Raw genomic sequence first — 12474 nt, forward strand, 5'->3', positions numbered from 1 at the left:
TCAATTTAGTAATTTAAGGTGTCAGTTGATATTATAACTATTAAGTTATGAAAAACGAGACTATTTGTTTCATTTGATTAAATACTAGGCTAACCCACCGAATCATCCAAATTCGGCGCTAACCAGCGTTTCGCTTCATCCAGTGTCCAGCCTTTACGCTTTGCATAATCCTCAAGCTGATCCAATGCGATTTTCCCGACATTAAAGTATTCACTTTGCGGCAGGCTATAATAAAAACCGCTTACACTTGAAGGCGGCCACATGGCAAAGCTACTGGTGAGATAAGTGCCGATTTTATCGGTTGAGCCGAGCCAGTCGAACAATACCGCTTTTTCCGAATGTTCGGGACATGCAGGATATCCAGGTGCAGGGCGTATCCCGACATATTTTTCCTTGATCAGTTCTTCATTGCTTAACTGTTCATTGGCTTGGTAGCCCCAGTATTCTTTACGAATCCGTTCATGCAAATGCTCGGCAAATGCTTCGGCAAAACGATCACCTAGCGACTGCACCAAAATTGCAGAATAATCATCGCCTTTGGCTTTATATTCATTGGCGAGTTCTTCCGCACCAAAAATCGATACGGTAAATCCACCTAAATAATCCTGTTGGCTGTCGCTTGAGCTGACAAAATCTGCTAATGATAAATTTGGTTTACCTGTGACTTTGTCCGATTGCTGGCGGATATGTTCAAAAGTATGGGTCACCTTACCAGTTTCATCATAAGCACTGACAGTATCTGCACCTGTGCGTTTAGCTGGGAAAAGCCCAAATACAGCACGGGCATCAAAGCGGTCATTTTCGATGATGTCTTTTAGCATGTCTTGCGCTTGATTGTACAAATCGGTTGCAGCTTCACCGACAATCTCATCTTTAAGAATTTTGGGGAATTTGCCTGCCAGTGACCATGAAATAAAGAACGGTGTCCAGTCAAAATATGGCACCAAAGTTTTTAGTGGATAATGGCTAAGCGTTTGCGTGCCGATAAAATTCGGTTTGGGTGGGACATACGCATCCCAGTCGATTTTAAAGCCGTTTTCAATTGCTTCGCTATAACTAAGTTTGGCTGCTTTGGGTTGTTTATTGGCGATACGTTCACGGACTTTGGCATATTCGGCACGATGTTCGGCAATAAATGCCCCACGCATTTCTTTAGACAATAGGGTGGTGGCAACACCCACTGCACGGGACGCATCGGCAACATAAATCACGGCATCATTTTGATATTGCGGTTCAATTTTGACGGCAGTATGTGCTTTTGATGTGGTTGCACCGCCAATCAATAATGGAATGTTAAAGCCTTTACGTTGCATTTCCTTGGCAACAAATACCATTTCATCGAGAGAAGGCGTGATCAAGCCAGATAGCCCGATGATGTCACATTTTTCATCAATCGCAGTTTGCAGGATTTTTTCTGCTGGCACCATCACACCTAGATCGACAATATCATAACCATTACAGCCCAATACGACTCCGACAATGTTTTTACCGATATCATGGACATCGCCTTTGACGGTTGCCATCAGCACTTTACCTTTGGCTTGTCCTTCAGCTTTTTCGGCTTCAATGTAGGGATTCAGCCATGCCACAGCTTGTTTCATGACACGGGCCGATTTCACCACTTGCGGCAGGAACATTTTTCCCGAACCAAACAAGTCACCCACCACGTTCATGCCATCCATTAAGGCACCTTCAATCACTTCAATCGGACGATTGGCTTTTAAACGGGCTTCCTCGGTATCTTCATTGATAAATGTGGTAATGCCTTTGACCAACGCATATTCCAGACGTTTTTCCACAGGCTGATTACGCCATTCCAGATTTTCGGCTTCTTTGACTGCGCCTGTTTGTCCACGATATTTTTCTGCTACTTCCAGCAGTTTTTCTGTGGCATCGTTACCGCTTTCGCCCTGATTACGATTTAAGATAACATCTTCAACCGCATCTTTAAGCTCTTTATCAATGTCATCATAGATTGCCATTTGCCCAGCATTAACAATCCCCATGGTCATGCCTTGTTTGATGGCATAGTATAGGAACACGGAGTGAATCGCTTCACGCACGGGTTCGTTCCCACGGAAAGAGAATGATACGTTCGATACACCGCCAGAAATCATCGCATTAGGCAGGTTCTGTTTAATCCAGCCGGTGGCTTCAATAAAGTCCACTGCATAATTATTGTGTTCTTCAATCCCTGTGGCTACTGCAAACACGTTTGGATCAAAAATAATATCTTCTGACGGGTAGCCAACTTCATTGACCAGAATGTCATAGGAACGTTTACAGATTTCACGTTTACGGGCTGCGGTATCGGCCTGTCCCGCTTCATCAAATGCCATGACAATAATTGCTGCACCATATTGGCGGCATAGTCGGGCTTTATGGACAAACTCGTCATAACCTTCTTTGAGAGAAATCGAGTTGACAATTGGTTTGCCTTGTACGCATTTTAAACCAGCCTCGATAATCTCCCATTTGGAAGAGTCGATCATGATGGGTACACGGGAAATATCGGGTTCGGAAGCAACAAGATTTAAAAAATGCACCATGGCATTTTGTGAATCCAGCATGCCTTCATCCATATTGATGTCGATGACTTGTGCACCTGCTTCAACTTGTTGTTGTGCGACATCTAGTGCCTCGGCAAAGTTTTCTTCACGGATCAGGCGCAGGAATTTTTTTGAGCCTGTAACGTTGGTACGTTCACCAACATTAACAAATAGGGAGTCACTATAGATATTAAACGGTTCCAGACCACTTAAACGGCAAGCAGGTATAGTTTCAGGCACTTGACGTGGTTTAATGTCTTTAACGGCTTGATAGATCGCATGAATATGATCAGGGGTAGTACCACAGCACCCACCGGTAATATTGATCAAACCACTTTCCGCAAATTCCTTGATAAAGGCAGCAGTTTGTTCTGGTGTTTCGTCATATTCACCAAAAGCATTGGGTAAGCCAGCGTTGGGATGTGCGGAAACAAAGGTATCGGCAATATCAGCAATGGTTTTGACATGCGGACGCATCGCATCTGCACCAAGAGCACAGTTAAATCCGATGGATAATAAATCACCATGCCGTACAGAGTTCCAGAAAGCTTCGGCAGTTTGCCCTGTTAAAGTACGCCCAGAAGCATCAGTAATCGTCCCCGAAATCATCAAGGGTAATTCACGTCCAATTTGCTTAAATACTTCTTTAACTGCAAAAATTGCCGCTTTACAATTTAGTGTATCGAACACGGTTTCGATCAGAATGATGTCTGCACCGCCTTCAATCAGTGCATGGGTGGCTTCGATATAATTTTCTTTTAGCGCATCAAAGCTAATGTTACGAAAGGCAGGATTATTGACATCAGGTGAAATTGAGCAGGTGCGGGAGGTTGGCCCAAGCACACCTGCGACAAAACGTGGTTTATCTGGTGTGGAGTATTTTTCACAGGCAGCTTTTGCCAGTCGTGCGGCTTCACGGTTAATCTCGGGGACCAGATCTTCCATGTGATAATCCGACATTGAGACCCGAGTACCATTAAAACTGTTGGTTTCAATGATGTCTGCGCCAGCTTCCAGATAGGCTTCGTGAATACCTTGAATAATTTGCGGTTGCGTCAGTACCAATAGGTCATTATTGCCTTTTAAATCTGATGCCCAGTCGGCAAAACGTTCGCCACGATAATCTTGTTCTTCTAGCTTGTGGCGTTGGATCATGGTTCCCATTGCACCATCAATGATCAAAATCCGTTGCGCTAAAAGTTGTTTTAAAGTGGCTAACAATGGTGCAGTGGTGGACATGCAGAACGCTCGCTAAAATTCAGTTGTATTACAGATGGCGAAGTTTAGCAGAAAATTACAATTTTGCGGTGATGTGCATAGAGATATCATGATGAAGTTTGAAGATTTTGATATAGATTATTTTGCCTTTTTAATGCATTTGAATTTTCACAAGAATAATCTTAGATAAATTTTTTGTTGGTAATTTGCTCAACCAAGTGTACACTCTAAAGTATATACTTGGAGATAGCTTATGCAGGTTTCTACAAAAGAATTAAGAACACAATCTGGAAAAATTATCCAGCAAGTACAGCATGGTCAGGAAGTTGTTGTGACTTACCGAGGTCAGCCCTTGGCAAAGATTGTGCCTATTGAGGTGCAGGCGCATCAAGCTGATATTTTTGCGATGTGGCAAACTCATGAGGATCATACATCAGTTGATGAGCTGGTGAGAGAGATACGAAGAGGCAGACAGTTTTGATTATTGATACTGATGTTCTAATTTGGTATCTACGTGGTAAGGCTTCTGCTAAAATTATTATAGAAGCAAATTTACCTTTCTCCATTTCCTCTGTAACATATATGGAATTATTACAGGGAATGAAAAACAAACAGGAAAGTTATCGTTTTCAGAAAGCGCTACATTACTGGAATGTCAATATTATTCATATCGATCAGGACATTTCAGCAAGAGCGACATTTTATGTGCAGGAATATGCACTAAGTCATGCAATGCAAATGGCAGATGCTTTAATTGCAGCAACAGCAATACAGTTTGCAGAAACATTGCTCACAGCAAACGATAAGCATTATAAATTTATTCCTCATCTTAATATTCAAAAGTTTATTGCTGAATAATCACTATTCCTTTACTGTCCAAGATAAGTTTTAGAAAACATAAATAATTGCAAAACTACAGCATACAACTTTGAAATTTCAGTTTAAATTCATATATAAAGATTAAACTTAATTCATTGATTGACTCAGGATCGTTTGAAGCACAGATGACACAATATTCCCAAAACTTTATTGCTTTACATGACATCAGTTTAGATCAAGAGATGTTATTGAAAATTAAGCGTAATGTACTGGTTCCTTTTATGCGTAACCCAACTTTGTTGACGCATTATGCAGATCATATTGTGCAGGCACAAAATCAATTATTGTTATCGCAATCAATACCAACGTCGCAACAGTTAAGTCAGGTGATTCGACAGTTGATTAATCAATTGAATCAGTCAAAAAGATATTTTGGACAGAAAAAATATAACTTTATTCAGCGCTGGTTTGGTATAGATCTTGAACAACAGGCCGGTTCGGTTAATTTTTTAAATGAGCTTAATCAATTGGTAAATGTTGCAACCCGTCTGAGTTATCAAGTGGCGACAGAAATTTATCAATCGCAAAAGCAGATGCAGGATCTAGAGCAGTTACGTATCGAAATGGCGCATTATGTGGTTGCGGCAGAGCAATTTGTTCAGGAGTGTCATGCCTTTGCCGATCGCAAAATGTCACTGGATGCATTTCAGGATCGTCTGCATAAAAAAATTAACACCTTAATGACTTCGCAAAGTGCGACAGATATGGCAATGTTACAGCAGAATTTAAGCCAAAATACGGCAATGACCATTCTGGATCGCTTTAATGAGGCCAAAAATATTTTGATTCCAGCGTGGCAACAACATGTATTACAGCTACAAACTGTACAAAATCCGCAGGAACTTCAGCAACTCAATGACGCAAGAGAACGATTAATTCAGACTTTGGACTATGCAGTAAAAACTGCACCAAGCAAATGATTATAGGTAATAAAGAGAGAAATAAATGACAAATGACGCGCAAAACCCACATGTAATTGTGACATCGGATCAGACATTAACATCATCTCAGTTTGAGCAACTGGATTTAAAACATCTAGGCTTGCAGGCCGAGGATTTTTCACAAGTGGTGGAAGCCAGTAAAGAGCTGGCAGAAATCAATCCGAATACTGTGGCAGAATATGGTAAAAATATTGCGGGAAAAACATCTGCCTATACCGATGATTTATTAAGTTTGGTTCAAAACAAAGATCTGGAGGAAACTGGGCAAAAACTTAATCAGGTGGTGACTGTTGCGCAACAGCTGAATAGTAATAATTTGTTGGCCGAAAATCGTAAGACCGGTATTTTAGGCGCGATTTTTTCCAAGTTTAAAAATGCCAAACAAAATTTCCAAGTGCAATTTAACACCACCAAAGAACAGATTGATACACTGGTCAAGGAAATTGAAACTTCTCAATCCGGTTTAAAACAACGGGTAGAAATGCTGGATAAGATGTATGAAGCAGTACAAGAGGAGCACCATACGCTGGGTATTTATGTTGCAGCCGGGCAATTAAAGCAACAGCAAATCGCCCAGCAGATTTCTGCATTAACTGCGCAGGAACAAGATCAGACAACGGTCCAGCAGGTTTATGATCTTAATCATGCTGCCAATAATCTGGAAAAGCGGGTGCATGATTTACAGATGCTGCAACAATCAGCATTACAAACCCTGCCAATGATTCGGATTATCCAGTCCAATAACTTGATGCTGGTTGATAAGTTTTATGCGATTAAGAACATTACTTTACCGGCATGGAAAAATCAGATTAGTCTGGCATTATCGTTAAATGAACAAAAAAACAGTGTAGAACTTGCCAATACCATTGATGATGCCACCAATGAATTATTACGTCGCAATGCCGAACTGTTACACAGCAATTCGGTGAATACCGCAAAAGCCAACCAACGTTCGGTGATCGATGTAGAAACACTTGAGCATGTTCAGAATACTCTGATTAAAACGGTTAATGATGTGATTCAAATTCAGAAAGACGGCATGGCACAGCGTGAACAGGCAACACAAAAGTTAAAAACGCTACAGAGTAATCTGAATACGCTGGTGATTGATTCATCGCAAAATACACAACAGCGATTAAATTAAGACAGCTGTATTTGTTGCAGAATGGTTGGAAGCATTGATGAAGAATGTACAGAATGTTGCGCCAGTGAATCAGACCGAACTGCTATCTGGTCTATCACAATTAAAAAGCCGCAGAAACCGTATGCGGACGTATATGGTGTTATCTGTAACAATGATAATCATGAGTCTGGTGGCATTATTTTTTAATCAGCAATTGATTTATTCTTTTTATGATATTTCACCAGCTGTTCAGCAGTTACATGTACCTGTGACTGCTTATGACGTGCAACGTCGTATTGGTGACAACCCCGATATTTTTGGTAATTTATTGTCTTGGGTATTATGGCTTGGGCTTAAATTTAGTTGCGCGTTGATTGGTGCGAGTTTATTTATATATTATGCCAAAAAAATCACCTGGTTTAGACAAAAGATTAAGGGTTTTGTTAAACACATTCTGGCATGGTTGATTAGTTCTATACTGATCTGGATAGGCTTGTCGTGGGTACAGTCGGAAATTATTCCGAAAGATCGTCAGGAAGCTCGCTATCAGGAAGTGGTTGAATACGACAATAATATCCAGCAAAGCCGGATTTATCGCTATATAGCGGCCAGTCAGTTATCCGAACCAGTACAGGATTATTTGCTGGTACAAACTGCTTTGTTGCATCGCCCAATTGATAAGAATGTTGCGCTTGCATACAGTACCAGATTGATACAGGAAGAAAATCGCCATCAAAACTTTGCGGAATATGGTTTTAAACCAGAACAATTATGGGCAATACAGCAGCAAATATATGGAAAAGCGATAACACCGCAAGCAAAAACTGTACAGGCCAAAGTGGATCAAGCCAATAAAATTAGCCATTATTCACAGATGATATTAAGTGTTTTTCTCATCAGCTTTGCCGTGTTTGCACTGTTGTTTTATATTTTAAATCGTCAGTTTAATCAGCGCATTCATCGTATAGATCAACAACTTGATAAAATTTCTGAATAAAAGATATCTAAATTTAATTATCTATCTGGTTGCTCATATAGACTTTTGCCAAGGCCTGAGCATCGGAAAGTGCATAATGTGGTGTTTCAGAAAAAATCGAGACTTGATCTTGTTGCAGCCAGAGCTCCATGATTAAGGGTGGAGTGACCATACATTTTCCAGCGGATAGAATTAAGGCACGACTAAACAATGATAAATCTTCTGGCCAGTCCGCAATAATATGCAGGTCAGTATATTGATTTAAAAACTGGGCTAATTTTTTTTGAAAATCCTGCTTGGTGATTGGAGCTTTGTTCAGTTTTGGCAAAACATGTTGGGAAACCCAATCCTTTGGTGTTGCACAGGGCAGTACTTCATAAAAAAACTGTCCTTCTTCATCAACCAGTGCCAAAGAGATGAGTTCGCCACCAAAACCATTAAATTCACAATCTAAAAATAATTTCATCTGTGTAAGTCTTCCTGATCTATTGGCTCTTAATCTGGCATAAAAGTTTGGATATGAAAAGATTTTTATTAAAGGTTTACATTTGATATTTTAGAAATGGAATTTGTGACTGAATGAATAATTAAAAAAAGGCACAAATTGTGCCTTTAACATGAACGTGAGATTTTAAGAAGTTCGCAACTTAAGCTTCAACAGCAAGAATGGAAATTTTCTTTTCAGGAGCAATTTTGCGACGTACACCCGGTACAGGTTCACCATAATACTGGCGATCGGCAAAGTAGCTAGAACGAACCATCGGTGCAGACCAGATATTTCTAAAGCCCAGTTTGCGGCCATGCTCCGCATAACGTTCAAATTCTTCCGGTGTGACAAAGCGATCAATCGGTGCATGTTGTTTTGAGGGCTGTAGATACTGACCGATGGTGACATAGTCAACATCGTGTGCTTTTAAGTCATCCAGTAAAGAAATCACTTCTTCTTCTGTTTCACCAATACCCACCATCAAACCACATTTGGTTGGAATATCAGGGCAATACTCTTTGAACATTTTTAATAAAGTTAAAGAGTGTTGATAATCCGAACCCGGACGCATTGCTTTGTAAAGGCGTGGCACAGTTTCAATATTATGGTTAAAGACATCAGGCGGACATTCGGTCATGATGCGTAAAGCAATATCCATACGCCCACGAAAGTCGGGAACCAGAATTTCCAGTAATGTTTTTGGACTTAATTTACGTGCTTCGACAATACAGTCAACAAAATGCTGGGCGCCGCCATCTAACAGATCATCGCGGTCTACCGATGTAATGACTGCATATTTTAAGTTCAAATTAGAAATTGTTTCTGCCATATGACGCGGTTCGTCAGGATCAAGCGCATTGGGTCGACCATGTGCTACATCACAAAACGGACAACGACGGGTGCAAATATCACCCATGATCATAAATGTGGCAGTACCACCACCAAAACATTCAGGTAAGTTGGGGCAGGCCGCTTCTTCACATACAGTATGTAATTTTTGTGCCCGAAGTGTGGTTTTTATGCGCTGAACTTCATCAGGTGCCGTCATTTTGACCCGAATCCAGTCGGGTTTGCGAGGCGTTTCAACCGTAGGAACAACTTTTACAGGTATCCTAGCAACTTTTTCTGCGCCACGAAGTTTAACACCCTGTTCAGGTTTACGGTTTACAGACATAAATTTTCCATCCTAGCGATATGTTTGCATGAAACACTTAACGAATTAGTATAGCCTAAATCCTAAGTGAATGCCTTGGCTTGAGTATTCATTTTCGAAATGTGGTTATCACGAAAAGTATAACTGTTCATTGACCCGTTTTAACAGATATTCAGGCATAATATTATTATCAATAAGTTAAAGAAAGTAATGCACATGCTAAAGAAGGAGCGTCGAATGCCTGCACGTAAACAAGAAGTGGCCAGTATCAACTTTGCAAAATATGATGCAGTGGTTTTAGGTTCGGGGCCTGCCGGGGAAGGCGCAGCAATGAAGCTATCAAAAGCTGGCAAACGTGTAGCGATCATCGATATCCGTGAGCAACTCGGTGGAAACTGTACCCATGTAGGTACAATTCCCAGTAAAGCATTGCGTCAGACAGTATCCAGTATCATACATTATCAACGCGATCCGTTATTCCGAAAAGTAGGAGAATGGAAGCAATTTACCATGAAGCAGATTCTGGGTAATGCACACAAAGTCATACAGCAACAGGTTGAAACGCATAGTCGTTTTTATGATCGTAATAAAATTGATATTTATCATGGCCGTGCTTATATTCAGGATAAAAATACCATCTTTGTGTTTACCCAAGACGGTATTAAGGAAACCTTGATTTGTACACAAATTGTGATTGCCACCGGTAGTCGTCCGTATCGTCCGGCAGGTCTGGATTTTAATCATCCGCGTGTATTTGATTCGGATAAAATTCTGGATTTGGATTATTCGATTCAAAAAATTATCATTTATGGTGCTGGTGTAATTGGTTGTGAATATGCTTCTATCTTTACAGGTCTATCCAATAAAGTTGATTTGATTAATACTCAAGCCAAATTGCTTAGCTATCTGGATGACGAGATTGCCGATGCCTTATCTTATTATTTACGTGAACTGGGTGTATTGATTCGTCATAATGAACAAATTGATCATCTGGAAACTTTTGATGATCATGTGGTATTGCATTTACTCAGTGGTAAGAAAATCAAGGCAGATGCCATTCTCTGGTGTAATGGCCGTTCCGGCAATACCGATGGTCTTGGACTTGAGAATGTTGGATTGAAACCAAACAGTCGTGGCCAACTTGCAGTCAATGAGCGTTATCAAACTGATGTTGAAACGATTTATGCCGCTGGTGATGTGATTGGCTGGCCATCGCTTGCTTCGGCTGCGTATGATCAGGGGCGTTGTGCCGGGGCCAATATGGTCGGTGAGGAAAATGTTAAACCTGTCACCGATATTCCCACTGGGATTTATACCATTCCGGAGATTTCTTCGGTCGGTAAAACCGAGCAGCAATTAACCGAAGAAAAAATCCCTTATGAAGTCGGTCAGTCTTTTTTCCGTCATCTGGCACGTGCGCAGATTACTGGCGATACCGTGGGTATGCTGAAAATTCTTTTCCATCGCGAGACTTTGGAAATTTTAGGGATTCATTGCTTTGGTAATAATGCTTCGGAAATTATCCATATCGGGCAAGCCGTGATGCAAAACCCAAACAATTCCTTAAAATACTTTGCAGAAACCACCTTTAACTATCCGACCATGGCAGAAGCGTATCGCGTGGCAGCATTAAATGGTATGAATCGTCTATTTTAAAATTGTTTGTGAAGCAAAATAAGGTGCAACTTGCGCCTTATTTTTTTGTCTGAGCATTTATGTTGAATTTTTTTTCAAGATCACATAAAGATTTTTCACATTGGTGATTCTTGTTTTATACTTGAGTCGAATACTAGGTATATTTAGATGCAATTATGATTATTCGAAAATTATTTAAATTTGAAAATGCACACATCGTGCGTAACTGTACTTCGGATCGATGTAAACGTTCGATTCACGGGCATAGTTATAAAGTGGAAATTTTGCTTGAAGCCCATCGACTGGATCATGGTCAGATGGTCTACGACTTTGGCTTGTTAAAAGGTGTGATTAAGGATTTGATCGACAGTTTTGATCATGCCATTACTTTCTGGAATAAAGACGATGCTGCTTATATAGACGCATGTAAAGCATTTAGTGCACGCTGGATTTCTTTACCTGTGTCGCCTTCGGCAGAACAATTTTCACGAATTTTCTTTTTCTTGGCTTCCGAAGTGCTAAAACATACCCAGACGCAAAATGGTGAAGGGGATGTCAAGATCAATTCAGTGATTGTACATGAAACGGATACGGGTTATGCGCAGTGCTTTTTAGAAGATATTGAAAATCCGCAAATGGGCATTTTGTCATTAGATGAAATTGAGTTTTCCGAGCAGGTTCAAACAGAATGGAGTTCTGTGGATTTATACGATCGATTAAAGAATGGTCAGATTTTTGAAAATCCTATGGTAGAATTGCAAGTTAAACTTTAAAAAGATCAAGGTAGATTTCAGCGGATGCAGGATCAAGCAGCAATAGAACAATTAGCGCGTGTAAAACTAGATGAAAGCTGGAAAACGGCACTGGCACCCGTATTGCTGAGTGATCGGATGGCGAATTTGCGGGCGTTTCTGGCCGATACAAAAAGACAGCAAAAAGTTGTTTATCCGCCTAATCCACAGATTTTTCGAGCATTAAATGATACTCCACTAAATCAGGTTAAGGCAGTTATCCTCGGGCAAGATCCCTATCATGGGGTGGGACAGGCCAATGGACTAAGCTTTTCTGTGAATAAAGGCATTGCATTACCGCCATCTTTACGTAATATTTATCATGAATTAAAAACTGATCTGGGTATTCAACCCCCACAACATGGGGATTTGTCAGCCTGGGCAAAACAAGGTGTGTTATTGTTAAACAGTGTGCTGACTGTAGAGCAGGCGCAGCCAACATCACACCAAAAACAAGGTTGGGAAGAATTTACCGATGCAGTAATTGATGTGATTAATGAACAGCGTCAATCTGTTGTATTTATATTGTGGGGAGCGTATGCGCAACGTAAAGGACAGCGTATCGATACCCGTAAGCATCTGGTTTTAAAGGCGGCACATCCATCACCACTGTCTGCAAATCGTGGTGGTTTTTTTGGATGTAAAGTGTTTTCTAAAACCAATCAATATCTTATACAGCATGGCATCGAACCGATTAATTGGCAATTGGACGCATAAATAAC

11 protein-coding genes are annotated in these 12474 nt (G+C 40.6%); 8 read left to right on the top strand and 3 right to left on the bottom strand.

The features are described from left to right. Nucleotides 1-89: 89 nt before the first annotated feature. Complete coding sequence (gene metH / locus CRO21_RS05715; protein ID WP_097078366.1) at nt 90-3788, bottom strand: methionine synthase; 3699 nt, start codon at nt 3786-3788, stop codon at nt 90-92. A 232-nt stretch (nt 3789-4020) separates the two neighbouring features. On the opposite strand from metH, the gene CRO21_RS05720 reads away from it, so the two are divergent. The 5 genes from CRO21_RS05720 to CRO21_RS05740 all read left to right on the top strand — a co-directional run bounded on the left by CRO21_RS05720 (nt 4021) and on the right by CRO21_RS05740 (nt 7707). Further along, nucleotides 4021-4248, top strand: a complete 228-nt coding sequence (locus CRO21_RS05720) for a type II toxin-antitoxin system Phd/YefM family antitoxin (RefSeq protein WP_097078367.1) — start codon at nt 4021-4023, stop codon at nt 4246-4248. After that, a complete protein-coding gene (locus CRO21_RS05725; RefSeq protein ID WP_097078368.1) occupies nt 4245-4625 on the top strand; it encodes a type II toxin-antitoxin system VapC family toxin in 381 nt (126 codons plus the stop codon). Before CRO21_RS05720 ends, CRO21_RS05725 begins: the two co-directional genes overlap by 4 nt. A gap of 146 nt (nt 4626-4771) precedes the next feature. Next, nucleotides 4772-5566 (top strand): tellurium resistance protein, encoded by a 795-nt coding sequence (locus CRO21_RS05730; protein ID WP_097078369.1) that lies wholly within the window; start codon nt 4772-4774, stop codon nt 5564-5566. A 25-nt stretch (nt 5567-5591) separates the two neighbouring features. Next, complete coding sequence (locus CRO21_RS05735; protein WP_097078370.1) at nt 5592-6731, top strand: toxic anion resistance protein; 1140 nt, start codon at nt 5592-5594, stop codon at nt 6729-6731. Between the two features lie 37 nt (nt 6732-6768). Next, complete coding sequence (locus tag CRO21_RS05740) at nt 6769-7707, top strand: hypothetical protein (RefSeq protein WP_097078371.1); 939 nt, start codon at nt 6769-6771, stop codon at nt 7705-7707. A gap of 13 nt (nt 7708-7720) precedes the next feature. On the opposite strand, the gene CRO21_RS05745 is transcribed toward CRO21_RS05740, so the two are convergent. Together CRO21_RS05745 and lipA are read right to left on the bottom strand one after the other, a co-directional pair. Then, the gene (locus CRO21_RS05745; RefSeq protein ID WP_097078372.1) at nt 7721-8152 is read right to left on the bottom strand and encodes a 3'-5' exonuclease family protein; all 432 of its coding nucleotides are present in this window, start codon (nt 8150-8152) and stop codon (nt 7721-7723) included. Nucleotides 8153-8333: 181 nt separating this feature from the next. Beyond that, entirely contained in the window at nt 8334-9347 is a 1014-nt protein-coding gene (gene lipA / locus CRO21_RS05750; RefSeq protein ID WP_097078373.1) for a lipoyl synthase, read from the bottom strand. Between the two features lie 216 nt (nt 9348-9563). Between lipA and sthA the strand changes: the two genes are divergently transcribed. From sthA to ung, 3 genes are all read left to right on the top strand, one after another. Continuing rightward, the gene (gene sthA / locus CRO21_RS05755; protein ID WP_097078374.1) at nt 9564-10982 is read left to right on the top strand and encodes a Si-specific NAD(P)(+) transhydrogenase; all 1419 of its coding nucleotides are present in this window, start codon (nt 9564-9566) and stop codon (nt 10980-10982) included. A gap of 155 nt (nt 10983-11137) precedes the next feature. Continuing rightward, nucleotides 11138-11734, top strand: coding sequence for a 6-pyruvoyl trahydropterin synthase family protein (locus CRO21_RS05760; RefSeq protein WP_097078375.1), 597 nt, complete (start codon nt 11138-11140; stop codon nt 11732-11734). Nucleotides 11735-11758: 24 nt separating this feature from the next. Then, nucleotides 11759-12469, top strand: coding sequence for a uracil-DNA glycosylase (gene ung, locus CRO21_RS05765; RefSeq protein WP_097078376.1), 711 nt, complete (start codon nt 11759-11761; stop codon nt 12467-12469). The last annotated feature ends 5 nt before the right edge of the window (nt 12470-12474 follow it).

The sequence above is a fragment of the Acinetobacter puyangensis genome, from assembly GCF_900096995.1.
Taxonomy (GTDB): Bacteria; Pseudomonadota; Gammaproteobacteria; order Pseudomonadales; family Moraxellaceae; genus Acinetobacter; species Acinetobacter puyangensis.